The sequence below is a fragment of the Streptomyces aurantiacus JA 4570 genome, assembly GCF_000414115.1.
Classification (GTDB): Bacteria; Actinomycetota; Actinomycetes; order Streptomycetales; family Streptomycetaceae; genus Streptomyces; species Streptomyces aurantiacus_A.
On the sequence record NZ_AOPZ01000157.1, the window covers coordinates 1 to 25,139 of the forward strand.

Here is a 25,139-nt window from a genome sequence, read left to right on the forward strand (position 1 = left end):
GGAGCCGCGGGGCGGGCACGCGTGAGGCGCTGACGGCGACCTGAACGGGAGGTGGGCGTCCGGCACTTGGAGTGCCGGGCGCCCACCTGTCCGGCGCTAGGGCCGCGCCGGGCGAGCGATGCCGCAACGATGCTTGAATGCCCGGGTGAACGAAGAAGAGTACGGACCCGGCATGGCCGACGTGCACCACGGCATCGACGTCCTGCGGGTCTTCTGCGCGCCGGACGGGCGGTACGGCAACGAGCTCGGGGTGGTGCGGGACGGCTCGCGGGTGGCCGCGCGGGCGGACCGGCAGGCGCTCGCCGCGAAACTCGGCTTCAGCGAGACGGTGTTCGTCGACGACCCCGAGCGCGGGGCCGTCGACATCTACACGCCCACGACCCGGCTGCCGTTCGCGGGGCACCCGTGCGTCGGCACGGCGTGGCTGCTCGACGTGCCCGAGCTGATCACCGAGGCCGGGGTGGTCGAGGCCCGGCAGGACGGGGAGTTCAGCTGGATCGTGGCGCGGGGCGCGTGGGCGTCGGGGCGGACGCTGCGGCGGTACGCGTCGGCGGCGGAGGTGGAGGCGCTGGCGGTGCCGCCCGCGGGGGAGTGGATCTACGCATGGGCGTGGGAGGACGAGGCCGCGGGGCGGGTGCGGGCGCGGGGGTTCCCCGGGCGCGGGGACGGGATCGTCGAGGACGAGGCGACGGGGGCGGCGGCGCTGGCGCTCACCCGTGAGCTGGGGCGGGCCCTGAACATCACCCAGGGCCGCGGCTCCCAGCTCCTCACGGCCCCGGGCCCGCACGACCTGATCGAACTGGCCGGCAGGGTGACGTTCCCCCACCCGCCGAGCCTTTGTGTGGGGCAAGGATTGAGCCCGTCGAGGGGGCCCCTCCCTGCTCCTTAAGAGCTTGGGGGAGATTGAGGACGAGCGCGAAGCGCGATGCTCCTACGCCACCCCCGGACGGGGGCCACAGGCGGGGCGGCGGCTCACGCGGACAGCGGAAACTCGGCCCCGAGCTCCCGGAAAAGCGCTGTGTTCAGGCTGAAAGCCCGCTTGCACTCGTCCACGATGCGCTGCTTCTCCAGCTCGTCCGGGACGACCACGTCGAGGCCGTCGAGCAGCTCCCGATAGCTCCGCTTGAACGCGGCGGGGTTGGGGATCCCCTCGAAGACGTAGAACCGGACGCCGTCTCCCTTGCGGTCGAAGCCCCATGTCTTCTCGGCCTTGCCGCGGATGATCTGCCCGCCCGACAGGTCCCCGAGATAGCGCGTGTAGTGATGGGCCACATACCCGCCGGGCCAGGTCCGCGCGCACTCCTCGACCCGCGCCGCGTACGCAGCCGTGGCCGGCAGGGCCGTGAGTCCGGCACGCCACCCTTCGCCCCGCAGATGCGCCAGGTCCCGCTCCAGCTCGGCGACCCGCAGCAGCTCGGGCCGCAGGAACGGCCCCGCAACCGGGTCGTCGCGCAGTGCCTGGGCGCCGTCCTCCAGCGCGCGGTACACGAACCAGAGCTGTTCCGTGTACCTCGCGAACGCGTCCACGCCGAGGCGGCCGCCGAGCAGGTCACCCATGAACGTGGACGACTCCGCCTCGGTGTGCTGCGCGTGCGACGCGGTGCGGATGAGCGTCGAGAACGAGGGGGGCTGGGTGAGCGCCGAGTCCATGAGGACCTCCGAAGCCGAAGAAGGGCGGGAACCAAGGTGGCCAGGACCGATCATCCAAGGTTAGGCTTACCTAAGTCAATGGTTCCCGACATCCTGTCGGTAAAAACGTTACCCCGCATCCGATGAGGGATGCGTAAGCGATCAAAAAGGCCGGGCCCGTCCGGACCCGGCCTTTCCCGTGCGCCGCGCTGCCCCCGCCGGGGGCACGGCTCACGGCAGCGTGAGGATCTCCGCGCCGGAGTCCGTCACCACGAGCGTGTGCTCGAACTGCGCCGTCCGCCGCCGGTCCTTCGTCACGACGGTCCACCCGTCGTCCCACATGTCGTACTCATGCGTACCGAGCGTCAGCATCGGCTCGATCGTGAAGGTCATGCCCGGCTGGATGACCGTCGTCGCGTGCGGGCTGTCGTAGTGCGGGACGATCAGGCCGGAGTGGAAGGACGTGTTGATGCCGTGGCCGGTGAAGTCCCGGACCACCCCGTAGCCGAAGCGCTTGGCGTACGACTCGATGACGCGGCCGATGATGTTGATCTGGCGGCCGGGCTTGACCGCCTTGATGGCCCGGTCGAGCGATTCCCGGGTCCGCTCGACGAGCAGCCTCGACTCGTCGTCCACGTCACCGACGAGGTACGTCGCGTTGTTGTCGCCGTGCACGCCGCCGATGTACGCCGTGACGTCGAGGTTGATGATGTCGCCGTCCTTCAGGACGGTGGAGTCGGGGATGCCGTGGCAGATGACCTCGTTGACCGAGCTGCACAGCGACTTCGGGAAGCCGCGGTAGCCGAGCGTCGAGGGGTACGCGCCGTGGTCGCACATGTAGTCGTGCGCGATGCGGTCGAGCTCGTCGGTGGTCACCCCCGGCGCGATGGCCTTCGCGGCCTCCGCCATCGCGCGCGCGGCGATGCGGCCCGCGGTCCGCATCAGCTCGACGGTCTCCGGGGTCTGCACCTCCGGTCCGGTGTACGGCGTCGGCATGGGCTTGCCGACGTACTCCGGGCGCCTGATGTTTCCGGGCACGGGGCGGGCGGGAGAGAGCTCCCCTGGTACGAGCAGTGACTGGCCAGACATGTCAGCGAGTCTAACGAGCGCCGGTGAGGCAGCATTACGGGAGAGAGAGGAGCCGGACATGGCCCTGTTCAAGAAGCGGACCGTCGGCAAGCCGGGTGAGTGGTACTACTGCCTGGAGCACAAGAAGGTCGAGGAGGGCCCGGACTGCCCCGGCAAGGACCGCTTCGGTCCTTATGCCTCCCGGGAGGAGGCGGCCCACGCGATGTCGATTGCCGCGGAGCGGAATCTCCAGTGGGAGAACGATCCTCGGTGGCATGACTCCGCTGCGCGTGGCGACGACGATTGACTTCTGCGGGGCGGTGGGGGGGGTGTTCCTGTCCCGCCGCTTCGCGGCGGATCTCTCCCACCCGCCCGGCCCGTTTCCAGTCGGCCGTGGGGTGGGCGTCTCCTGTGGGGGTTGTCCGCCGCCGGCGGGTGCGGGTGGCCACAGCCCCCGGCCGACGTGGCCGTTTCGGGGGTCACCAGCGCGTCGGCGGTGGGGCCGTCAGGTGGTCCGCCAGGCGGGAGAGGCGGTCCCGTACGCGCAGTCGGCCGCGCGGAGCCGGCAGGCTGTTCTCGCCCGCCGCCGCGCTCACCAGGTGCTGGACCGTGTCCAGGTCGAGCCCGGCGTCGTCGGGGAGCACCAGCGCCTCGTGGGCGAGGGCACCGACGTCGCCGTCGCGCTCGCCGAGGGCGAAGACCGTCGCGCCCGCCCGCCGCGCGTCGTGCACGCGCGACAGCAGCCCCGCCTCGGGCGCGGTGGGCGCCACCACGAGCAGCGTCTCGCCGCGCCGCGCCGCCTCGATCCGGCCGAGGCCGACGGAGAGCTGCGCGGGCGCGTCCGGGCGCGGCCGGTGCCGCACGAGGGTGGGCGTCAGCTCCGGCGTGCCGGACCACGCGGCCTCGTCCACCAGGTGCGCGGCCAGATGCCACGGCTCGTACTCCCGCGTGCCCACGAGCAGCAGCCCGCCGCCGTGCGGCAGCACACTGGAGCGCAGCGCCCCCGCGAAGCGGCGGGTGGCGCCCGGCCACTCGGTCCCGGCGAGAACTTCGCGCAGCAGCGCGACCCTTACGGCGTCCATGGGGGCGCATACTGCCTCAACGAGAGATTCGTCAGCGGGAGTTCACCGCGAATTCCCTCATGGTGGGGAAGGGGCACGGATGCCTACGGAGACAGTTGAGACGTCTGTTCCCTTCCGCGCGGGGCGCGAGGGGTACGCGAGCTTCCGGATCCCGGCCGTCGTCGTCACCCACGCCGGTACGGTCCTCGCCTTCTGCGAGGGCCGCGTCGGCTCGCAGGAGGACTTCGGGAACATCGACGTCGTGCTCAAGCGGTCCACCGACGGCGGCCGCACCTGGGGCCCGCTGAAGGTCGTCGGCGGCAACGGCACCGACCTCGCGGGGAACCCCGCCCCCGTCGTCCTCGACTCCGGCCGGATCCTGCTCGTGCAGGTGCGCAACGCCGCCTCGGCCACCGAGAACGCCATCCGGCGCGGCGAGGTGTCCGCCGCGAACGGCCGCCGCGTCTGGCTGCAGTACAGCGACGACGACGGCCTCACCTGGTCGTCGCCCCGCGAGATCACCCGGACGACGAAGAAGTCCCACTGGCGGTGGTACGCGACCACGCCCGGCCACGCCATCCAGCTGAGCGGCGGCCGGATCGTCGTACCCGCCAACCACTCCCTGCCGCCCAGCGGCTCGGACGTCGGCACCGAGGGGAAGTACAACGGCGGGCACTGCCTGCTGAGCGACAACCAGGGCCAGACCTGGCGCATCGGGTACGTCGACGACAACACCAACGGCTACATCAACGTCAACGAGACCACCGCCGCCGAACTCCCGGACGGCCGCGTCTACTTCAACACCCGCAACGACTCGCCGGCCCCCGGCACCCGCGCCGACGCCCACTCCCACGACGGCGGCCAGTCCCTCGCCAAGCCCTTCCGGCCCCAGTCCTGCCTCACCGGCCCCGTCGTCGAGGCCAGCGTGCTGCAACTGCGCGACCCGGACCTGCTGCTGTACTCCGGGCCCGCCGACCCCGGCTTCCGCGCGCAGATGAGCATCCGCAAGAGCCACGACGGCGGCACGACGTGGCACCCCGTCCACACGGTCGACGGGCTGCCCGCCGCGTACTCCGATCTCGCGCGCCTCGACGACGGCACCGTCGGACTCCTCTACGAGACCGGGGACTTCAGCGCGTACGAGACGATCACGTTCCGGCGCGTCCCGCTGGACTGGCTGGACTGAGCGCGGCCGGGCCGGCGCGCCGTGGGCTCGGACGTAAGGTCTGACCATGACTTCCACGGAAAGTGTGCAGAAGGCGCCCGCCAAGGACCCCTGGGACCTGCCCGACGTGTCCGGCCTCGTCGTGGGCGTGCTCGGCGGCACCGGTGACCAGGGCCGCGGGCTCGCCTACCGCCTTGCCCGCGCGGGCCAGAAGGTGATCATCGGCTCGCGCGCGGCGGAGCGCGCCGCGTCCGCCGCTGCCGAGCTGGGCCGCAGCGTCGAGGGCATTGAGGGTGCGGACAACGCCGAGTGCGCGCGGCGCAGCGACATCGTGATCGTCGCCGTGCCGTGGGACGGGCACGCCAAGACCCTCGAAGGGCTGCGCGAGGAACTCGCGGGCAAGCTCGTCGTCGACTGCGTCAACCCGCTCGGCTTCGACAAGAAGGGCGCGTACGCCCTGAAGCCCGAGGAGGGCAGCGCCGCCGAGCAGGCCGCCGCGCTGCTTCCCGAATCGCGGGTGACCGCCGCCTTCCACCACCTGTCGGCGGTGCTGCTCCAGGACGAGGCCATCGAGGAGATCGACACCGACGTGATGGTGCTCGGCGAGAGCCGCGCCGACACGGACACCGTCCAGGCCCTCGCCGCACGCATCCCCGGCATGCGGGGCGTCTTCGCCGGGCGCCTGCGCAACGCCCACCAGGTGGAGTCCCTGGTCGCCAACCTGATCTCGGTGAACCGGCGGTACAAGGCGCACGCGGGACTGCGCGTCACGGACGTCTAGCTCTAGGAGGGGTGTGCCCCGGCTCGCGGGGCATGGGGGACACTGGTGCGGTACGTCCGTCAGGATTGCCGCATTCAGGAGCCGCGCCCCATGCCCCGCCTCGCCCTCTACGCCCTCGTCGTCTGCGTTCTGTCGGTCGCCGCCGCCGTGGTCTCCTTCGCCCAGGGCATGTGGCTCGGCATCGTGTGGGTGCTGCTCGCGGGGCTCTCGTCCAACATGACGTGGTACTACGTGCGCCGGGCGAAGGTCCTGCGGGAGCGGGACGCGGCCTCCGCTAGCCGTTGAGCGCGGGGATGTCCGGGGTGCCCTGCCAGAAGCGGTAGAGGCGCTGGCCCCAGTAGGTGTCCCAGTCGCTGACGCCGAGGCCGCGCAGGATCGCGTCCACCGCGTCGAAGAACGCGTGGTTGACCTCCGGGATCCACAGGATGCCGAAGACGGCGAGCAGGCCGAACGGCGCGAACGGCTCCACCTGGCGGCGGATCTCGTGCGACAGCCAGGGCTCGATCACGCCGTAGCCGTCCAGGCCCGGGATGGGCAGGAAGTTCAGGATCGCGGCCGTCACCTGGAGCAGCGCGAGGAACGCGAGCGCGTAGCGGAAGGTGTCCGGGACGCCGTCGAGGGCGTCCAGCCAGAAGGGCGCGGTGCAGACGACCGCGAAGAGTACGTTCGTCAGCGGCCCCGCCGCCGAGATCAGGCTGTGCCGCCACCGGCCCTGGATCCGGCCGCGCTCGATGAACACCGCGCCGCCGGGCAGGCCGATGCCCCCCATGATCACGAACAGCACCGGCAGCACGATGCTGAGCAGCGCGTGCGTGTACTTGAGCGGGTTGAGGGTCAGATAGCCCTTCGCCCCGATGGAGATGTCGCCGCTGTGCAGGGCGGTGCGGGCGTGCGCGTACTCGTGCAGGCACAGCGAGACGATCCAGGCCGCCGTGACGAAGAGGAAGACGGCGAAGCCCGGGTTGTCCGCGAATCCGGTCCAGGCCGCCCAGCCCGAGGCCGCGGTGACCGCGGCGATCCCGAGGAAGACGGGGCTGACCCGGCGGTCGCTCCGGGTGGGGGCGGTGGTCATGGTGCTCCTTCGTCCGGGCTCGGCCTCGGGGCGGCGGCCGCTGCCTGTGGAGGCTACCTGTGCCCCAACCCCGCCCCTTCCCGTAACTGGGGGCTCTGCCCCCAGAGCCGCGAAGCGGCGATAAGGGGGTCCAGGGGGCGGAGCCCCTGGTTACGGGAAGGGGCGGGCCCGGTGCCCGGGGTTCCGGGGAGCGACGACAATGGGGGCGTGCGTTATCGCGTTCTAGGCGTCACCCGGGCCTCGCGCCCCGACGGAACCACCGTTTCCGTCGGCGGCGCCCGCCTGCGCGCACTGCTCGCGGCGCTCGCGCTGCGGCCGGGCCACACGGTTCCGGCCGCCGTCCTCGTCGACCGGGTGTGGGACGACGCGCCCCCGGCCGACGCCACGGCGGCGCTGCAGGCCCTGGTCGGGCGGCTGCGCCGGGCGCTCGGCGCCGACGCCGTCGTCTCCGCCGACGGCGGCTACCACCTGCGCGCCGCCCCCGACGACGTGGACGCCCACCGCTTCGAGCGCCTGGTCGGCGAGGGGACGCGGGCGCTCGCGGACGGCGACCCGGCGAAGGCCGCCGGTCTCCTCGACGACGCCCTCGCCCTCTGGCACGGCGAAGCCTTCGCCGACCTGCCGGACCACACCGCGGAGGCCGCCCGCTGGTCCGCCCGCCGCCTCGACGCCCTGCGCGCGCGGTGCACGGCCGCCCTGGCCCTGGGGCAGGCCGAAGCCGTGCTCCCCGAGCTCACCGCCCTGTGCGACGGCCACCCGCTGGACGAGCCCCTCCAGGCGCTGCGGCTGCGCGCCCTGCGGGACGTCGGCCGCGCGGCGGAGGCGCTGGCCGCGTACGACGGCGTACGCCGCACCCTCGCGGAACACCTGGGCGCCGACCCGGGGGTCGAACTGCGGACCCTGCACGCCGAGTTGCTGAGCCGGCCGGAGGCGGGGAGGCGGCCGCGCCCGCCGGCGCCGTTGACCCGGGCCATGCGCACCCGGCCACCGCCCATTCGCCTGCCCACGCGGACGCGGGCACGGCGTCGAAGGCGGGAGGCGCGTCAGCCGGTACGGGCGCGCCGGGTGGGGCGGGCGCCGCCTCGGGGACGGACGTGCCAGGCGCGGCGGATGCCGCCCCAGGGGCAGACCCGTCGGCTTCCGCGTCAGGGGTGGGACGTACCTCGGTCGACCCCGCCGCCACCTCCGCCATGCGCCCCGCCCCCGGCAACCTCCGCGCCCGGCTCACCTCCTTCGTCGGGCGCAGCGCGGACATCGACGCGATCCGGGGCGATCTGCGCCGCGCGCGCCTGGTGACGTTGACCGGGCCCGGCGGGGCCGGTAAGACGCGGCTGTCGCAGGAGGCCGGGGAGGCGGTGGCCGACGCCGTGCCCGACGGCGTGTGGCTCGCCGAACTCGCGCCCGTGGACGACCCGGACGACGTGCCGGAGGCCGTCCTCACCGCGCTCGGCGCCCGCGAGACCGTGCTGCGCGGCGCGGGCGCCGAAGAGCTGCGGGCCGCCGCGGAGCGGAAGGCCGACGACCCGATGGTCCGGCTCACCGAGCACTGCGGCCCGCGCCGCATGCTGCTCGTCCTCGACAACTGCGAGCACGTCATCGACGCCGCCGCCCGCCTCGCGGAACACCTGCTGGCCCAGTGCCCGGGGCTCACCGTGCTCGCCACCAGCCGCGAACCCCTCGGCGTACCGGGCGAGTTGGTGCGCCCCGTCGAGCCCCTGCCGGAACCTTTCGCGCTGCGTCTCCTCGCCGACCGCGGCGCCGCCGCGCGCCCCGGCTTCCGTACGGACGACGACCCGCGCGCCGCGGCCGAGATCTGTCAGCGCCTGGACGGCCTGCCGCTCGCCATCGAACTGGCCGCGGCCCGGCTGCGGATGCTCACCCCGCGCCAGATCGCCGACCGGCTCGACGACCGCTTCCGGCTGCTGACCAGCGGCGCCCGTACCGTGCTTCCGCGCCAGCAGACCCTGCGGGCCGTCGTGGACTGGTCCTGGGACCTCCTCGACACCGCCGAACGCGCCGTCCTGCGCCGCCTGTCGGTGTTCGCCGGCGGCTGCGACCTCGCGGCCGCGGAAGCCGTCTGCGGCGGGCGGGCCGCAGGAGGGCCCGCCGACGCGGGCCGGAGCGACGCCATGGAGGACGGGGCCGCCCCCCGCCCCGAAGGCGCCCCGCCAGAAGCCGTGTTCGTCGACCCCCGAGACGTCCCCGACCTCCTCGGCTCCCTCGTCGACAAGTCGCTCGTCGTCGCCGCGCCCGCCGCGCACGGCGACGTGATGCGCTACCGACTCCTGGAGACCGTGTCCGAGTACGCCGCGGAGCGGCTCGACGAGGCGGGGGAGCGGGACGCGGCCGAGCGGGCGCACCTCACGCACTTCCGGGAGTTCGCCCGCGTCACCGACCCGGAGCTGCGCGGTCACGGGCAGCGCGCGGCCATCGCGGCCTTCGAGGCGGAGTACGAGAACCTGCGCACCGCGCTGCGCCGCGCCGTCGCCGCCCGCGACGAGCAGGAGGGGCTGTGCCTGGTGCTGTCCCTGGCGTGGTTCTGGATGATCCGTGACGTGCGCGTGGAGGCGCGGAACTGGTCCCGGGACGTGATGGCACTCGGCCCCGACCCGTTCGCCCCGCCCGTCGCACCGGCCGCCCCGCTGTACGCGCGCTGCACGGACACCCCGCCCCCGCTGTCGGGCGAACTCCTCCAGGAGGCGCGGCGCGGCGTGCACCTCATCCAGCTGTCCTGCATGGACATGGACCCGGCCGCCTGGCAGACCCCGGAGGCCGGGCGGAAGCTGGGCGCGATCAGGGACACCTACCGTCCGGGTCTGCCGCAGACCTGCTGGAGCCCGGGCAGCTTCTGGTTCTTCGCCGTCCTGATGACGGGAGAGGTCGCGCAACTGCGTCACCTCATCGACGAGACCGTCGCCACCTGCCGCGAGCTGGGCCTCACCTGGGAGCTGGCGGGCGCCCTGCAGCAGCGCGCCAACATCCTCGCCAACCGCACCGACTGGGCGGGCGACGCCACCCGTGACGCGGACGAGGCCCTGGAGATCTGCACGCGGCTCGGCGACGCCTGGGGCACGGCCGAGGCGCTGTCCTCGCGCGGCGAGGCGTACGAGCGGCGCGGTGAGTACCGGCGCGCGGCCGACGACTTCCAGGCCGCCATTCCGTACGCCATGGAACTCGGCGCGAAGGCGCAGGTGTCCCTGCTGACGGCCCGGCTCGGCGCGGTGCTCGTCGAGGCGGGCGATGCCGAGCGCGGCGAGGCGCTGCTGTGGCGGGTGGTCGAGGACAACGGCAGCCGTCTGAACGGGGCGCTGCCCGCGGCCCGGCTCTTCCTCGTCAGTCTGCTCGGCCGCACCGGCCGCACCCATGAGGCCCGCGAGCAACTGGCGCTGCTGCGCCAGGAGTTCAAGGTCTTCGGCTTCGCCGTCTTCGAGGGGTTCGTGGTCGGCTCACAGGCATGGCTGGACACCCTCGACGGCCACCACGAGCAGGCGCTCGGTCACGCCCGCGAGGCGGTGGAGAAGGCCGCCGAGCCGCTGTCGCAGATGGTCGCGCCGCAGCTGCTCGCCGTCCACCTGGGGACCATGGCCCGCGCCCTGGCCTCGTACGACGCAGGCCGCGCGGCGCACGCGGCGCGACTGCTCGCCGTGGCCGACGGCCACCTGCCGCCGGGTCATGTCCCGGTGGCCCAGGAGCGGGAGATCCGCGCCGCCGCGGAACGGGCGGCCCGCGCGGCGCTCGGCGACGCGGACTACGCCGCCGCCTACGCCGCGGGCGACGGCCTCACCTGGCAGGAGGCCGTCGCCGCGGCGGGGTGGTGACGCGACCTCACGTCTTCGTACGGAACTTGTGGATCGCTATCGGCGCCATCAGGCCGGTCAGGACCACCGACCAGATCAGCGTCACCCACACGTCGTGCGCGACCGGCATGCCGCCGTTCATCAGGCCGCGGGCGGCGTCGGCGAGCGACGACAGCGGGTTGTAGTCCGTGAACGCCTGGAGCCAGCCGGGCATGGACGCCGTCGGCGCGAAGATGGACGAGCCGAACTGCAGCGGCATCAGGACCAGGAAGCCCATGCCCTGGATGGCCTGGGCGCTCTTCATGACGACACCCATGGTGAGGAAGATCCACATCAGGCCCACGCCGAAGGCCATGGCGAGGCCGATGGACGCGATCAGACCCGGGATGCTCTCGACCGAGAAGCCGATGATCAGGGCGACGACCAGCAGGATCGCCGTGGCGACCAGCATCCGCAGGAGCTCGACCACGATCTTGGCGACCATCACCGACGAGCGGCCGATGGGCAGCGACCGGAAGCGGTCCATCACACCGGTCTGGAAGTCCTGGTTGAAGCCGGTGCCCACGCCCATGGCCATGTTCATCCCCATCATGGCCATCAGGCCGGGGATCACGTACTGCACGTACTCCTCGCGGCCGCCGCCGAGGGCCTGGCCCACGGAGCCGCCGAAGACGTACACGAACAGGAGGGTGAAGACGATCGGCATCAGGACGGCGTCGAACATCGACTCCATGTCCTGCTTGATCCAGAGCAGATTGCGTCTGACCAGCGCGCCGGTGTGCCGGACGTGGGCGCGCAGCCCTATGCGGGTGTCCGCCGCGGACTTGTCGACGGGGTGGTGCTTGGCGGGCGGCGCGGGTGGCGCCGTGACCGTGCCGGCGCTCATGCGGCGACCTCCTTGAATTCGGTGCTGACGGCGTCCTGCGTCTCGCTGGTCTTGTGACCCGTGAGGGACAGGAACACCTCGTCCAGGCTGGGCAGTTCGGTGGCGATGTCGGAGAGCGTGATGCCGCGCGAGGTGAGCGTGCCCACGACCGCCGTGAGCTGCTCGTCGCTGAGGATCGGCACCAGGACCGTGCCGGTCTCGGTGTCCACGGTGGTGGTGGCGAGGCCCGTGAGGCCCGCGTCGTCCAGCGCGGTGGCCGTGGGGCGCAGCTGCGCCGGGTCGGCCGGGCGGATGCGCAGGGTGCGGCCGCCGACCTTGGCCTTCAGCTCCTCGATGCGGCCGTTGGCGATGACCTTGCCGCGGTCGACGACCGTGAGCTCGCTGGCGAGCTGCTCGGCCTCTTCCATGTACTGCGTGGTCAGCAGCACGGTGACGCCGTCGCCGACCATGCGCTTGACCTCGTCCCAGACCTCGTTGCGGGTGCGCGGGTCGAGGCCGGTGGTCGGCTCGTCCAGGAACAGCACGGCCGGGCTGCCGATCATCGACGCCGCCAGGTCGAGGCGGCGGCGCATGCCTCCGGAGTACGTCTTCGCGGGGCGTCTGGCGGCCTCCGTGAGCGAGAAGCGCTCCAGGAGACCGTCCGCGCGGGAGCGGGCCTCCTTGCGGGGCAGGTCGAGCAGACGCCCGATCATGTAGAGGTTGTCCCAGCCGGTCAGCTTCTCGTCCACCGAGGCGTACTGACCGGTGAGACCTATGACGCGGCGCAGCTGGCGCGGCTGGCGCAGCACGTCGTACCCGGCGACGAAGGCGGTGCCGGAGTCTGGGGTGATGAGGGTGGAGAGGCAGCGTACGAGTGTGGTCTTGCCGGCGCCGTTGGGGCCGAGGACGCCGAGGACCGTGCCCTCGCGGACGTCCACGTCGACGCCGTCCAGCGCCTTGGTCTCGCCGTAGTGCTTGACCAGCCCCCGTACCGAAACGGCGTTCGCGGTACCGTCCGCTCCCCGTTGGGGCTTGTTGTCGATTTCTGTCATGCCGTACATCAGAGCAGCTGCCACCGACAATCCACCGACAGATTTCCTACAGGCGTGCGACACCCCGCCGACAGCGAGAGGCGGGGAGGGGGCGGCCAAGGGCGGGAAACAGGGGCCGCCGGGCGGGAAAAGGCCGCGAAGCGGTGGATAAGGGCGCTCTCGATCAAGACGGCAGCCCGCCGACGGGGGACGGTCGGCGGGCTGCCGCTCGGTGCCGCAGTGGCTTGAAAGTGATGTGCCGACTGCTGTCCGGACGTGCGGTGCCGACGGCTAGTGGACGGCGTGCTCCGCGGCCGGGAACGCGCCGCCCACCACGTCCTCCGCGAACGCCTTCGCGGCGTCGCCCATGACGCCGCGCAGGTCCGCGTACTGCTTCACGAAGCGCGGCATCTTGCCGCCGGTCAGGCCGAGCATGTCGGTCCACACCAGGACCTGGGCGTCGCACTCGGAGCCCGCGCCGATGCCGACGGTCGGGATGTGCAGCGACCTGGTGACCTCGGCGGCCAGCTCGGCCGGTACCAGTTCGAGCACCACCGCGAAGGCGCCCGCGGCCTCGGCCGACTTGGCGTCCCGCAGCAGTTGGTGGGCCGCCTCCTCGCCGCGGCCCTGGACGCGGTAGCCCATGGTGTTCACCGACTGCGGGGTCAGGCCCAGATGGGACATGACGGGGATGCCGGACTGCACGAGCAGCTCGGTCTGGGCCAGTGAGCGCTCGCCGCCCTCCAGCTTGACCGCGCCCACGCCGGCCTCCTTGACCAGGCGCGTCGCGGACCTGAGCGCCTGGACCGGGCCCTCCTGGTACGAACCGAAGGGCAGGTCGGCGACGATCAGGGCGCGGCTCGTGCCGCGCACGACGGCCGCGGACAGGATGGCCATCTCGTCGAGGGTGACGGGCACGGTGGTGTCGTACCCCAGGTGGCAGTTGCCCGCCGAGTCGCCCACGAGCATGACCGGGATCCCGGCCTCGTCGAAGACGGACGCGGTCATCGCGTCGTACGCGGTGAGCATGGGCCACTTCTCGCCGCGCTCCTTGGCGGCGGTGATGTCGCGGACCGTGATGCGGCGTGTGCCCTTGCCGCCGTACAGCGTCTTGCTGCTGTCGGTCTTCCGCTCCGTGGGGGCGGGGCTCTGGGCAGCCGAAAGCTGCGTCATCGCAACGGCTCCTTCTGTCGTCTCGAGGCGCCCTGACGGCGTCCCCGGATCACCTCCATGGTGGCATCGCGTGCCGCCCGGAGGCTAGAGGGTGTTTTTTCGGCCAATTCCGACCCCGGGGTGGACGGGAGGTTTCCGGGGCCCCGGACGGATGGATTCCGGGAGGCGGACGCCCACGTTCCGCGTGATGGACGGGGAAAACCGGGGTAAAGCCTTTCCAATACGAGACGGTCTCGTATCGAAATGCGTCTAGGGTGAACGGCATGACCACACCCGCCGTCCCCGAAGCGCCCCGCATACCGGAGGCCGTCCACCGGCGCCGCTGGGCGATCCTCGGCGTCCTGATGCTGAGCCTGCTCATCGTCGTCCTGGACAACTCGATCCTGAACGTCGCCATCAAGACCATCTCGACCCCCGAACCCACCGGCCTCGGAGCCACCCAGAGCGAGCTCGAGTGGGCCATCAACTCCTACACACTCGTCTTCGCCGGCCTGCTCTTCACCGCGGGCCTGCTCGGTGACCGCATCGGCCGCAAGAAGATCCTGCTCGCCGGGCTCGCCGTCTTCGGCATCGGCTCCGCGCTCGCCGCCCAGTCCGGCTCGCCCGCCGAACTCATCGCGTTCCGCGGGGTGATGGGGCTCGGTGCCGCCTTCGTGATGCCCGCCACCCTCGCCATCCTCATGAACGTCTTCGAGCGCGAGGAGCAGCCCAAGGCCATCGGCATCTGGGCCGCCGGCGTCGGCCTCGCCGTCGCGATCGGGCCCATCACCGGCGGTGTGCTGCTCGACCACTTCTGGTGGGGCTCGGTCTTCCTCATCAACGTACCGATCGTGATCGTCGCGGTCGGCCTGATGATCGCCCTCGTCCCGGACTCCAGGGACCCGAAACCCGGCCGCATAGACCTGATCGGCGTCGTGCTGTCCGTCATCGGCCTGGTGCTGCTCGTCTACGGCATCATCAAGGGCGGCCAGCTCGCCGACTTCACCGACCCCGCCGCCCTCGCGACGATCCTCGCGGGCGTCGCCGTGCTCGTCGGCTTCGTCTGGTACGAGAAGCGCTGCGACCACCCGTCCATCGACATCTCGTACTTCAAGAACCGCGTCTTCTCCGCCGCGATCACCGCGATCGCGCTCGTCTTCTTCGCGCTGATGGGCGTCACGTTCTTCGCGGTCTTCTATACGCAGAGCGTGCGCGGGTACACGCCGCTCCAGACCGGGCTGCTCATGCTGCCGCTCGCGGCCGCACAGCTGATCTTCGCGCCCCGGGCCCGGCTCGTCGTCGAGCGGTTCGGAGTCCGGGCCACGTGCGCGGGCGGGCTCGCGCTGTGCGCCCTGACGCTTGCCTCGTTCACGATCCTCGACGCGGACACGCCGATCTGGATCCTGGAGGTCATCTTCTTCCTGATGGGCGCGGGCATGGCGCACATCATGACGCCCACCAGCGTCGTCATCATGCAGGCCCTGCCGCGCGAGAAGGCCGGCTCCGCGTCGGCGCTCAGCAACACCTTCCGGCAGGTCGGCGGGGCGCTGGGGATCGCCGTGCTCGGGTCCGTCCTGTCCACCGCCTATCGCGGGGGCGTCGAGGACGAGCTCAAGGTGCTGCCCGCGGGGGCGCGGCACACCGCGGGGGAGTCCATCGAGGCGACGCTCGGGGCGGCGGGGCGGCTCGGGCCGCGGGGCGAGGCACTCGTCTCCTCCGCCAACGACTCGTTCCTGCACGCCATGCATGTCACTGCGTTGTGCGGAGCGGGGGTCGCCCTTGTGGGCGTGCTCATTGTTTCCCTGTATCTGCCCGGCAAGCAGCCGAAGGCCCCGGCGCCGACGGACGCCTCGTCCCCGGAGCCGGACCGGGTGGGCGCCGAGCACTGATGGGTGCCGCACGGGTGCGGGGTGGCCGCTGACGTGGCAGTGGCCGTCGGCCGGGGCTGCCTTTAAGGGTCGGGAGCCGCCCCTGGCGGCCCAGCTGCCCACAGCGGGAGCGGCGCCCGCTGTGGGCAGTCGTGCCGCAGGGCGGCACGGGGCACGGGTGGGCACAGCCCCAGGCCGACGGCACCGTCACGGCAGCGGCCACGCCGCCCCCGGCCGACGGGCACCGTCACGGCAAGCGGTCACCCCGCCCCCGGCCAGGGGACCAGGGAGAATGCGGGGGTACGCAAAACCGCAGAGGAGTCGAGATCGTGGAGCAGGGCCGGACCGGCAAAGGCACGGGCACGGGCGCGGGCGCCAGGGGACGACCCCGCAGCGAAGCGGTGGAACGCGCCATCATCGAGGGCGTCATCAAACTGGTCGAGGACGGAGTCCCCCTCGCGGAACTCTCCATCGAACGCATCGCCCGCACCGCCGGCGTCGGCAAGGCCACCATCTACCGCCGCTGGAGCGGCAAGGACGAGATCTTCGTCGACGTCCTGCGCAGCCTGGAGGAGCCCCCCGCCGAACTCCCCGGCACCTCCATGCGCGACGACCTCGTCGTCATCGTCGAACACATCCGCCGCCGCGGCCTCAACATGCGCTCGTCCGTGATCCTGCACAACGTCTTCGCGCAGATGAAGAGTCTGCCGAAACTGTGGGAGGCGTACCACGCGACCGTCGTCGAACCGCAGCGCCGCATCGCCTACGACGTCCTGCGCCGCGGCGCGGCGAACGGCGAACTCCGCGAGGACGTCGACATCGTCCTCGCCAACGAACTCTTCGTCGGCCCCATGCTGGTGCGCACCGTGCTGCGCCCGGACGCCCCGCTGGACGAGGATCTCGCGGAACGCATCGTCGACACCGTCCTCCAAGGACTGCGGCCGCAGGAGTGACGGGGAGGGCCTGCCCTGGAGTGAAGGCGGTCCGGCCCAGGAGTGAAAATGCCCCGCCTCAGGGGCGAACATGTGTCCGCCCGCCGGAGTCGAACATTCCCCGGCGCGCGTGGCGTTCACCACCCGCAACCCGCGGGTGATGTGCGCGTTTCGTCACAGACGTACCGCCGCCCCCACACATCCGGAACCTCGCGACCGCCCCCGCTCGTCCTCGTGCCCGTACGGCCGTCCCAGGACGGCGGGGACGACACCCGATCATCGCCTAGGGTGCAGGGGCGGGTAGACGGTGTGCACGGCAGTCAGTGAGGCGACGAGAGTTATGGCGCAGGCGTACAAGGCGGAGACGGACAGCGGCGGCTCGGGGCCCGAGCGCCAGGGTTCGCGACTGCGACGCCTGGTCGACGGATGGCGGGGCGACCCCGGCATCTGGCGGCGCGGGCTGATCACGGCGGGGATCGCGGTCCTCATCGGTCTCGTGATGCTGCTGCACGCCCAGATCCCCAACGGCGTGGGCAACCTCGGCAGCCTCACCGAGACGTTTCTGCCCTGGCTCGGTGTGTTCGTCCCGGTCCTGCTCGTCATCGCCGTGGTCCGCAAGTCCGCGACCGCCCTGATCGCCCTGCTCCTTCCGGTGATCGTCTGGCTGAACGCCTTCGGCGGCCTCATCACCGACAAGTCGGGCGGCGGCGGCGACCTGACCGTCGCCACGCACAACGTCAACGCCGACAACCCCGACCCGTCCGGCACCGCCCGCGACGTCGCCGCGTCCGGCGCGGACGTCGTCGCCCTGGAGGAGCTCACGTCCTCGGCCGTGCCGACGTACGAGAAGGCGCTCGCCGACACGTACAAGTACCACTCGGTGCAGGGCACCGTCGGCGTCTGGAGCAAGTACCCGCTCACCGGCACCAAGCCCGTCGACATCAAGCTCGGCTGGACGCGCGCGATGCGCACCACCGTCGACACGCCCAAGGGGCAGGTCGCCGTGTACGTCGCGCACCTGCCGTCGGTGCGGGTCAAGCTCGACGCCGGCTTCACCGCCGGGCAGCGCGACGACAGCGCCGACGCGCTCGGCGAGGCCATCTCCGGCGAGACGCTCGGCAAGGTCGTCCTGCTCGGCGACCTGAACGGCACCATGAACGACCGCGCGCTGAACGCCGTCACCTCGCAGATGCGGTCCACGCAGGGCGCGGCGGGCGACGGCTTCGGCTTCAGCTGGCCCGCCTCGTTCCCGATGGCCCGCATCGACCAGATCATGGTCAAGGGCGTCGAGCCGGTGTCCTCCTGGACGCTGCCGGAGACGGGCAGCGACCACCTGCCGGTGGCCGCGAGCATGGATCTCTGACGGTCACCCGTCCTTAACCTCGCGGCATCCCCGCGGCATCCCCGCGGAATACTCGGGCCGGGAGTCTTTGTTCCGTACGTGAACTTACGGGTTCGCGGGTGCCCCGACGGGCGCTCGCGCCGCCTTGCTCCGCCCCGCCCTTCGGAAGGTACGTCTCCATGCCCCTGGCCCTGCTCGCCCTCGCCGTGGGCGCCTTCGGCATCGGCACCACCGAGTTCGTGATGATGGGCCTGCTGCCCAACGTCGCGGACGACCTGCACATATCCATCCCCACCGCCGGACACCTCGTCTCCGCGTACGCCCTCGGCGTCGTCATCGGCGCCCCGCTGCTCGCCGCCGTCACCGCGAAGCTGCCCCGGCGCCGCGTCCTCATCGGACTCATGGTGCTGTTCGTCGTCGGCAACGCGGTGTCCGCCGCCGCGCCCGACTACCACTGGCTGATGGTGGCGCGCTTCGTGAGCGGCCTCCCGCACGGCGCGTTCTTCGGCGTCGGCGCGGTCGTCGCCACCGGGCTCGTCGGGCCCGAGCGCAAGGCGCGGTCGGTGTCCCTGATGTTCCTCGGGCTCACCGTCGCCAACGTCGTGGGCGTGCCCGTCGCCACGCTCATGGGGCAGCAGCTCGGCTGGCGTGCGACGTTCCTCGCGGTCAGCGCCATCGGGCTCGCCGCGATCGCGGCGCTCGCCCTGCTCGTCCCCGCCGACCACGGCCACACCGAGAACGCCGGACTGCGCGGCGAACTCCGGGCGCTCGGCTCCCTCCCCGTCTGGCTCGCCCTCGGTACGACCGTCGCGGGCTTCGGCGCCCTCTTCGCCGCCTACAGCTACATCACGCCGATGCTCACGGATTCCGCCGGGTTCGCCGAGTCCAGCGTGACGCTGCTGCTCGCCCTCTTCGGCGTGGGCGCCACCGCCGGCAACCTCCTCGGCGGGCGGCTCGCCGACCACTCCCTGCGAGGCACGCTCTTCGGCGGGCTCGGCTCCCTGGCCGTCGTGCTCGCCCTCTTCCCGCTCCTCATGCGGGCGGAGTGGAGCGCGGCGGTGGGGGTGACGCTGCTCGGCATGGCCGCGTTCACGACGGGGTCGCCCCTGCAGCTCATGGTCATGGAGAAGGCCGCCGCCGCGCCCTCGCTCGCCTCCTCCGCCAACCAGGCCGCGTTCAACCTCGCCAACGCGGGCGGCGCCTGGATCGGCGGGCTGGCCCTCGCCCTGCACTTCGGCGTGACCTCGCCCGCGGTGGCCGGGGCGGCCCTCGCCGTCCTCGGCGTCGGCGTGGCCGCGGTGGCGTACGCGGTCGACCGCGGCAGGGAGCCTCTCGGCGGCTCGGGTCGGGTGGTGGCCGAGGGCCGCGAGCCTGCGGTGGGCGTTGGGCACCGTTGATCGCGGCAAGTTTTAGCCCCTCCGGCGTTTGAGGAGCGGGGGTCTTCCGGCGTTTGAGGAGCGGGGGTCTGGGGGCGGAGCCCCCGGCAGGCCCCCGGTCAGACTGTTTCGCGCCAGCGGTTGGTGATGGGGAGGCGGCGGTCCTTGCCGAAGCCCTTCGCGGAGATCTTGGTGCCCGGCGGGTACTGCCGCCGCTTGTACTCCGCGGTGTCCACCATGCGAAGCGTCTTCGTGACGAGCTCGGAGTCGTACCCGGCGGCGACGATCGCGTCAGCGCCCTGATCCCGGTCCACGTACAGCTCCAGGATCCCGTCGAGCACGGGATAGTCGGGCAGCGAGTCCGTGTCCACCTGGTCCGGCCGCAGCTCCGCGCTCGGCGGCTTGCTGATGGAGTTCTCCGGGATCGGCGGCGTCTCGCCGCGCTCCGCCGCCGCTTCGTTGCGCCAGCGCGCGAGGCGGAAGATCGCGGTTTTGTACACGTCCTTGATGGGCCCGTACGCTCCGACCGAGTCGCCGTACAGCGTCGAATACCCCACCGCCAGCTCGGACTTGTTGCCCGGCGCGAGCACGATGTGCCCCTCCTCGTTGGAGATCGCCATCAGCATCGTCCCGCGCAGCCGCGACTGCAGGTTCTCCTCGGCCAGGCCGGTCAGGGCGAGTGAGTCCATGTACGCGTCGAACATCGGCGCGATCGGTACGTTGCGGAAGTTCAGCCCCGTACGCCGCGCCAGCTCCTCCGCGTCGCCCACCGAGTGCTCGGACGAGTACCGCGACGGCATCGCGACGCCGTACACGTTCTCCGCCCCCACCGCGTCGCACGCGATCGCCGCCACCAGCGCGGAGTCGATGCCTCCGGAGAGGCCGATCAGGACCGAGCGGAAGCCGTTCTTCGCGGCGTACGCGCGCAGGCCCACGACCAGCGCCGAGTACACCTCCTCGGCGTCGTCCAGGCGGTCCGCGTAGCCGCCGCCGAACTCCGCCTCGTACGCCGGCAGCGGGTCCTCGGACAGCGTGACGTGCTCGATGCGCAGGCCGTCGTCCACGATGCCCTGCGGCACCGGGCCCGCCGCGGGCAGGTCCAGGTCCAGGACCACGCAGCCCTCCGCGAACTGCGGTGCCCGCGCGACCACCTCGCCGTCCTTGTCCACGACGATCGAGTCCCCGTCGAAGACCAGCTCGTCCTGGCCGCCCATCATCGCCAGGTACGCCGTCGTGCAGCCCGCCTCCTGCGCGCGCTTGCGCACCAGCTCCAGGCGCTGGTCGTCCTTGTTCTGCTCGTACGGCGACGCGTTGATCGAAAGCAGCAGGCCCGCGCCGGCCGTGCGGGTCGCCGGGACGCGGCCGCCGTCCTGCCAGAGGTCCTCGCAGATCGCGAGCGCCACGTCGACGCCGTGCACGCGGACCACCGGGAGCGTCTCGCCCGGCACGAAGTAGCGGAACTCGTCGAAGACGCCGTAGTTGGGCAGGTGATGCTTGGAGTACGTCAGTGCCACCTCGCCGCGGTGCAGCACGGCGCCCGCGTTGCGGGGGGCGCCGGCGGGCTGGCCGTAGCGCGGCTTCGCCTCTTCCGTGCGGTCCAGGTAGCCCACCACCACGGGGAGTTCGCCGAAGCCCTCGTCGCTGAGGCGGGCCGCGAGGTCGCGCAGCGCCCGGCGGGATGCCTCCACGAAGGACTCGCGCAGGGCGAGGTCCTCCACGGGGTAGCCGGTCAGCGCCATCTCCGGGAACGCGACCAGGTGTGCTCCCTGGTCGGCGGAGTGCCGGGTCCAGCGGATGATCGCCTCGGCGTTCTGGGCGAGATCGCCGACGGTCGAGTCGATCTGATTCAGGGCGAGGCGTAGTTGAGGCACGCCGCCCAGTGTAATCGTCAGAGCGACGCGATGGCCGGGTGGGCTGGGGTGGGGCGGTCTGCGGTCCGTGCGCCGGGGTGCCAGCGGGGGGTGGGGCGTGCGCCCCGGTTGGTTCTTCGGCTTCCCCTTGGTGGGGGTTGTTGCCTCGCCTGTTGTTCGGTTGTGGGGCGGGGCCGCGGCGGTATGTCCGTGCTCGCGCCTGGGGCGCCGGATGCGTTTTCGGTACGGACGGCGTGCGCACCCGAGCTGCGCGCGGGCCCAGGCCGACGGTGCCGGTATGTGGGGGGTGGGGCGGGTGCCGGTACGTGGGAGACCGTACCGGCACCCGGGGGCTACCGGGTGCGGTAGCCGAGGACCGTCATCATGCCTGCCTCCGCGTGGTAGACGTTGTGGCAGTGGATCATCCACAGGCCGGGGTTGTCCGCGTCGAAGTCCGCCGTCAGGGTGCCGTTCGGCAGGATCGCCGCCGTGTCCTTGCGGGGGCGGCCCCGCGCGCCCGCCAGGGCGAACGTGTGGCCGTGGAGGTGCAGGGGGTGCCACATCGTCGTGCCGTTGGTGAACTCCAGGCGGACGCGCTCACCCGCGCGGACCGGGTGCCGCTGGTCGGCCGTGTAGGGCTTGCCGTCGAAGGCCCAGTCGTACTTCCGCATCCCGCCGGTCAGGCGGATCTTGATGGTGCGGTCGGGAGTGCGGGGCCGCAGGGCCACGGAGTCGTCTGCCGTGAGCTTGTCGGCCAGCAGGACGCGGCCCTTCAGTTCCTTGGGGCGTGCGGAGGGGGACGGGGGCGCCCCGGGAGCCGTACGGAAGACCGCCAGGGCCGTTGCCTTCTTTCCCTCCGCCATCGCCGTCAGCGGGAACACGCCGTCCTTGGCGGTGACCAGGACGTCGTACCGCTCGCCCATGCCGATCAGGAGCGCGTCCGTCTTCTGGTGCCGTACCGGGAAGCCGTCCGTGTGCGTCACCGTCAGCTCGTGGTCCCCCAGGGCCACGCGGAAGGCCGTGTCACCGCCCGCGTTGATCAGGCGGAGGCGGACGCGGTCCCCGGGGCGGGCGCGGAAGGTCGTGGGGGACTGGGGCGTGCGGCCGTTGATCAAGTAGTGCGGGTACGCCACGTCCCCCGCGTCCGGGCCGAGGATGTCGCTCCTCGCCCCCATCATCATGCGGGAGGGTGGGGAGGGGGTGGTGGCTGTGGTGGCTGTGGTGGGGGTAGTAGGGCTGGGCTTGGTGGGCTGGTTTTTGTGGGCGGCGTGGGACATGTTGTGGCCTGCGGTTCCGCCGTGGTCCATGCCGCCTTCCATGCCTGCCCGGAGCTCCTTCAGTACGGCGTCGGGAGTCGAGCCGTCCACCCCGTCGACCCAGTCGTCCAGGACCACCACCCACTCCTTGTCGTACGCCATCGGCTCCTTGGGGTCTTCGACGATCAACGGGGCGTACAGGCCGCGGTCCTGCTGAGTGCCCGAGTGGGGGTGGAACCAGTACGTCCCGGGGTGCGGGACCTTGAAGCGGTACGTGAAGTCGGCGCCGGGTCCGATGTCGCGCTGGGTGAGCGCGGGGACGCCGTCCATGTCGTTGCGCAGGGCCAGGCCGTGCCAGTGCAGGGTCGTGGCTTGGGGGAGGTGGTTGGCGAGGGTGAGGGCGAGGGTGTCGCCCGCCGTGACGCGGATCTCCTTGCCCGGCAGCTCCTCTCCGTACGCCCACGTCTTCACCCGGGGGCCGCCCAGATCGAGCGTCGCCGGGCCTGCCGTGAGCCGTACTTCGCGGACGGCGCCGCCCCCGCGGCGCTCGCGCTCCGCGGCGGCCACCTCCCGGCCGGTGGGCGTCACATAGCCCTCCGGTGCCGGGGACGGCCCGCCCTTGCCGCCGCCCGAGTGCCCGGCGTGGGAGCCGTCGCCGGAACAGGCCGTCACAAGTCCTGTGCCCGCGGCGGCGATCGCGGCACCCAGCAGGCTCCGCCGTGTTGTGCGCGGGAGCGGGGTTTGGGGGGCTTGGGTGGCTTGGGGTGTGTTGGTTGTGCTGGTTGTGCGCATGGGTGAGGGACACCTCGTCTGAGTGGTGCGTGCAGAAGGGCGCGTCTGCTGCTTCTGGTACACCGCTCGGCGCCCGGAGGTTCCCATTCCGGTTTTGGGCCGGGAGTCTTCGCGGGTTCGCGTGCGGGTGGTGGAAGCAGCCGGAGCGGCGGCCTATACGCGCAGCACGGACAGGTGGGCGAGGAGGGTCCGGGGCGGGGGAGGGTTCGGCCGCAGGGTGTCGAGGACGCGGGCGAGCCTGTGTACGTGGACGGGGGTGCCCCAAGGTCCTTGGTGGACCGCCGCGTACAGCAGGGCGAGGGTGAGGGCCGCGCCCAGGACCGCCAGGCAGAGGGAGAGAGGGTCCATGCCCGGGTCGTGCGGGGAGGGCGGGGTGGTGGTGTGCTCGCCGGTTCCGTGCGCGGGCTTGTGGTTCGCCCGCTGCTCGGCGTGGCCGCCGTCGGTCGCCACGCGCGCGTGCTTGTCGCCGGTCGCCACGTGCGCGTGCTTGCCGTCCGTCGTCACGCGTGCGTGCCCGCCGTCGGCCCCCACGCGCGCGTGGGCAATGTCCTCCGCTGCGTGCGTCTGCCCCGTCGTCGCCCGTTCGGCGCTCGGTCCGTGCTCCCGCGGATGACCCAGCGTATGCATCGTCACGATGCCGAGGAGAAGCGCGGCCAGCAGCAGGAAACGCCCCGCCCCCGGCATCCTCTTCCTCGTCGTGGTCACGGGGCGGAGCCTACCCCTCCTGGGTATCGGGCGACATGCGGGCCCCGCCCTCTCCGCCGATCATGAGCCCATGACAAAAGGGATGCTCGCCGCCTTCCTCTCCTGCCGCAGACCGGAGGGGGGCCACCCTGACCGCCAGAGCACGAACGCCGCAGACTAGCCTTTGTCCGCGTATGTCAGCAGAGCCTCCAGCGGCCGGTACGCGTAGACCCCCTACCGGCGCCGCCGCCCGCACGGCCGTCGCCGTTCTCCTGACGCTCGGGGCTCTCGCCTACAGCACCTGGGCCCTCGAGGTCCTGCTGCCGACCGGGCTCTCGCCGCTGCGCACATACGTGAGTGAACTCGCCGCCGAGGACCAGCCGTACGGGACGTTCTTCCGGGCGCTGGACTTCGCCGCGGGGGTGCTGGTGTGCGCGGGGGCGGTGGTCGCCCTGGTGTGGCTGCGGCCGAGGGCGCGGTCGCGTGCCCTCTCGCTCCTGACCGTCCTCGGCTGGGCCGGCATCGCCCTCTTCGGCGCGGCGACCGCGGCCGACTCGCGGCTGCCGCTGAGCTGCGCGCCCACCGCGGACGCGGCGTGCGCGGCACGGGAGCGGGCGGGTCTGGTGCCGGCGGCGCACGCGGCCCACGCGGTCAGCAGCAGCGTGGCGGTGGCGGGGGCGCTGGTGGGGATGGTGTTGCTGACCGTGGTGGTACGCAAGAGCCGGGCGTGGCCTGCCGCCCGGGCCGGTGGCGTCCTGCTCGCGCTCGTCTGTGTCGAACTGGCCGCCACGGTGTGGACGCTGGCCGCCGTCGCCGCGTTCGACGCCGGGCAGGGGACGTGGGGGCTCGGGGTCGCGCAGCGGGCGCAGCTGCTCACCATCGCGGTGTGGTTGGCGGTGGCGGCGGTGTGGGTGGTGCGGTCGCCGCGGGAGGCGCCGGGCTGATGGGGGTTTCGCCGGGGGCGTCGGCGGCGGCCTCCTTCGTGCGGGTCGGCGGGGTGGCGCATCACGTGGACGTGGCGGGGGGCGGGCCCGTGTGCGTGCTCAGTGCGGGGCTGGGGCTCGCCTGGTGCGAGTGGGATCCGGTGGTCGCGCTGCTCGCCCGGTCCCGCACCGTCGTCCGCTTCGACCGGCCCGGGCTCGGGCTCAGCGCGCCCGCGCGGGGCGCGCCCACGCTGGTGGGAGAGGCGGAGCGGATCCGTCTCGTGCTCGACGCGGTGGGGCTCGGCGGGGAGGCCGTCACCGTGGTGGGGCACTCGCTGGCCGGGTTCCACGCGGAGGCGTTCGCACGGTTGTTTCCCCGGCGGACGGCCGGGCTCGTCCTTGTCGACTCCAGCGTCGAGGAGGCGGCGCGGGTGGTGCCGGGGCGCGGGGTGCGGGTGCGGGCCGCGCGGGCCGGTGGGGCGGTGCTGGGCGCCG

21 protein-coding genes and 1 pseudogene are annotated in these 25,139 nt (G+C 72.5%); 12 read left to right on the top strand and 10 right to left on the bottom strand.

Annotation, left to right across the window (positions count from 1 at the left end; genetic code table 11):
- The first annotated feature begins 172 nt into the window (after positions 1 to 172).
- On the top strand, positions 173 to 889 hold the full coding sequence (locus tag STRAU_RS16995; RefSeq protein WP_037659999.1) for a PhzF family phenazine biosynthesis protein: 717 nt from the start codon (positions 173 to 175) through the stop codon (positions 887 to 889).
- Positions 890 to 972: 83 nt separating this feature from the next.
- Here STRAU_RS16995 and STRAU_RS17000 read toward each other — a convergent pair whose 3' ends face one another.
- Positions 973 to 1,650, bottom strand: coding sequence for a biliverdin-producing heme oxygenase (locus STRAU_RS17000; RefSeq protein WP_016641578.1), 678 nt, complete (start codon positions 1,648 to 1,650; stop codon positions 973 to 975).
- A gap of 210 nt (positions 1,651 to 1,860) precedes the next feature.
- Positions 1,861 to 2,718: a type I methionyl aminopeptidase gene (gene map, locus STRAU_RS17005; protein ID WP_037660001.1), complete on the bottom strand. Its 858-nt coding sequence runs from the start codon at positions 2,716 to 2,718 to the stop codon at positions 1,861 to 1,863.
- A 58-nt stretch (positions 2,719 to 2,776) separates the two neighbouring features.
- On the opposite strand from map, the gene STRAU_RS17010 reads away from it, so the two are divergent.
- The gene (locus STRAU_RS17010; RefSeq protein ID WP_016641580.1) at positions 2,777 to 3,004 is read left to right on the top strand and encodes a hypothetical protein; all 228 of its coding nucleotides are present in this window, start codon (positions 2,777 to 2,779) and stop codon (positions 3,002 to 3,004) included.
- A gap of 172 nt (positions 3,005 to 3,176) precedes the next feature.
- Here the strand turns inward: STRAU_RS17010 and STRAU_RS17015 are convergent, their stop codons facing one another.
- Entirely contained in the window at positions 3,177 to 3,779 is a 603-nt protein-coding gene (locus STRAU_RS17015) for a hypothetical protein (protein WP_016641581.1), read from the bottom strand.
- Positions 3,780 to 3,858: 79 nt separating this feature from the next.
- Here STRAU_RS17015 and STRAU_RS17020 point away from each other — a divergent pair, with 79 nt between their 5' ends.
- The 3 genes from STRAU_RS17020 (at position 3,859) to STRAU_RS17030 (ending at position 5,989) form a co-directional block, all read left to right on the top strand.
- Positions 3,859 to 4,944: a sialidase family protein gene (locus STRAU_RS17020; RefSeq protein WP_016641582.1), complete on the top strand. Its 1,086-nt coding sequence runs from the start codon at positions 3,859 to 3,861 to the stop codon at positions 4,942 to 4,944.
- 46 nt (positions 4,945 to 4,990) lie between these two features.
- The gene (npdG, locus tag STRAU_RS17025) at positions 4,991 to 5,704 is read left to right on the top strand and encodes an NADPH-dependent F420 reductase (protein WP_037660004.1); all 714 of its coding nucleotides are present in this window, start codon (positions 4,991 to 4,993) and stop codon (positions 5,702 to 5,704) included.
- 90 nt (positions 5,705 to 5,794) lie between these two features.
- Positions 5,795 to 5,989, top strand: a complete 195-nt coding sequence (locus STRAU_RS17030) for a hypothetical protein (RefSeq protein ID WP_016641584.1) — start codon at positions 5,795 to 5,797, stop codon at positions 5,987 to 5,989.
- Here the strand turns inward: STRAU_RS17030 and STRAU_RS17035 are convergent.
- Positions 5,979 to 6,776, bottom strand: coding sequence for a site-2 protease family protein (locus STRAU_RS17035; protein WP_016641585.1), 798 nt, complete (start codon positions 6,774 to 6,776; stop codon positions 5,979 to 5,981). The two genes, STRAU_RS17030 and STRAU_RS17035, sit on opposite strands and share 11 nt — an antisense overlap.
- Before the next feature lie 207 nt (positions 6,777 to 6,983).
- On the opposite strand from STRAU_RS17035, the pseudogene STRAU_RS17045 reads away from it, so the two are divergent.
- A pseudogene (locus STRAU_RS17045) lies at positions 6,984 to 10,594 on the top strand (AfsR/SARP family transcriptional regulator).
- A gap of 7 nt (positions 10,595 to 10,601) precedes the next feature.
- Here STRAU_RS17045 and STRAU_RS17050 read toward each other — a convergent pair.
- The 3 genes from STRAU_RS17050 to panB form a co-directional block, all read right to left on the bottom strand.
- Positions 10,602 to 11,459 carry an ABC transporter permease gene (locus STRAU_RS17050; RefSeq protein WP_016641588.1) on the bottom strand — a complete coding sequence of 286 codons (858 nt, stop codon included), beginning with the start codon at positions 11,457 to 11,459 and terminating at the stop codon, positions 10,602 to 10,604.
- Positions 11,456 to 12,490: an ATP-binding cassette domain-containing protein gene (locus STRAU_RS17055; RefSeq protein WP_259299929.1), complete on the bottom strand. Its 1,035-nt coding sequence runs from the start codon at positions 12,488 to 12,490 to the stop codon at positions 11,456 to 11,458. Before STRAU_RS17055 ends, STRAU_RS17050 begins: the two co-directional genes overlap by 4 nt.
- Before the next feature lie 270 nt (positions 12,491 to 12,760).
- On the bottom strand, positions 12,761 to 13,642 hold the full coding sequence (gene panB / locus STRAU_RS17060) for a 3-methyl-2-oxobutanoate hydroxymethyltransferase (protein WP_016641590.1): 882 nt from the start codon (positions 13,640 to 13,642) through the stop codon (positions 12,761 to 12,763).
- Between the two features lie 263 nt (positions 13,643 to 13,905).
- Here panB and STRAU_RS17065 point away from each other — a divergent pair, with 263 nt between their 5' ends.
- The 4 genes from STRAU_RS17065 (at position 13,906) to STRAU_RS17080 (ending at position 19,160) form a co-directional block, all read left to right on the top strand.
- The gene (locus STRAU_RS17065) at positions 13,906 to 15,510 is read left to right on the top strand and encodes an MFS transporter (RefSeq protein WP_037660015.1); all 1,605 of its coding nucleotides are present in this window, start codon (positions 13,906 to 13,908) and stop codon (positions 15,508 to 15,510) included.
- Positions 15,511 to 15,818: 308 nt separating this feature from the next.
- Complete coding sequence (locus tag STRAU_RS17070) at positions 15,819 to 16,442, top strand: TetR/AcrR family transcriptional regulator (RefSeq protein ID WP_052029125.1); 624 nt, start codon at positions 15,819 to 15,821, stop codon at positions 16,440 to 16,442.
- 319 nt (positions 16,443 to 16,761) lie between these two features.
- Positions 16,762 to 17,784, top strand: coding sequence for an endonuclease/exonuclease/phosphatase family protein (locus tag STRAU_RS17075; RefSeq protein ID WP_016641594.1), 1,023 nt, complete (start codon positions 16,762 to 16,764; stop codon positions 17,782 to 17,784).
- Positions 17,785 to 17,942: 158 nt separating this feature from the next.
- Positions 17,943 to 19,160 carry an MFS transporter gene (locus STRAU_RS17080; protein WP_016641595.1) on the top strand — a complete coding sequence of 406 codons (1,218 nt, stop codon included), beginning with the start codon at positions 17,943 to 17,945 and terminating at the stop codon, positions 19,158 to 19,160.
- A 98-nt stretch (positions 19,161 to 19,258) separates the two neighbouring features.
- On the opposite strand, the gene STRAU_RS17085 is transcribed toward STRAU_RS17080, so the two are convergent.
- The 3 genes from STRAU_RS17085 to STRAU_RS17095 all read right to left on the bottom strand — a co-directional run bounded on the left by STRAU_RS17085 (position 19,259) and on the right by STRAU_RS17095 (position 23,742).
- On the bottom strand, positions 19,259 to 21,010 hold the full coding sequence (locus STRAU_RS17085; RefSeq protein ID WP_016641596.1) for an NAD+ synthase: 1,752 nt from the start codon (positions 21,008 to 21,010) through the stop codon (positions 19,259 to 19,261).
- Between the two features lie 332 nt (positions 21,011 to 21,342).
- The gene (locus STRAU_RS17090; RefSeq protein ID WP_078621276.1) at positions 21,343 to 23,037 is read right to left on the bottom strand and encodes a multicopper oxidase family protein; all 1,695 of its coding nucleotides are present in this window, start codon (positions 23,035 to 23,037) and stop codon (positions 21,343 to 21,345) included.
- Positions 23,038 to 23,190: 153 nt separating this feature from the next.
- Positions 23,191 to 23,742 (bottom strand): hypothetical protein, encoded by a 552-nt coding sequence (locus tag STRAU_RS17095; RefSeq protein WP_016641599.1) that lies wholly within the window; start codon positions 23,740 to 23,742, stop codon positions 23,191 to 23,193.
- A gap of 173 nt (positions 23,743 to 23,915) precedes the next feature.
- On the opposite strand from STRAU_RS17095, the gene STRAU_RS17100 reads away from it, so the two are divergent.
- Both STRAU_RS17100 and STRAU_RS17105 read left to right on the top strand, forming a co-directional pair.
- The gene (locus STRAU_RS17100) at positions 23,916 to 24,665 is read left to right on the top strand and encodes a DUF998 domain-containing protein (protein WP_078621278.1); all 750 of its coding nucleotides are present in this window, start codon (positions 23,916 to 23,918) and stop codon (positions 24,663 to 24,665) included.
- Positions 24,665 to 25,139, top strand: a 475-nt coding sequence (locus STRAU_RS17105) for an alpha/beta fold hydrolase (protein ID WP_158692085.1), incomplete at its 3' end; no start/stop codon positions are given. The genes STRAU_RS17100 and STRAU_RS17105, both read left to right, overlap by 1 nt.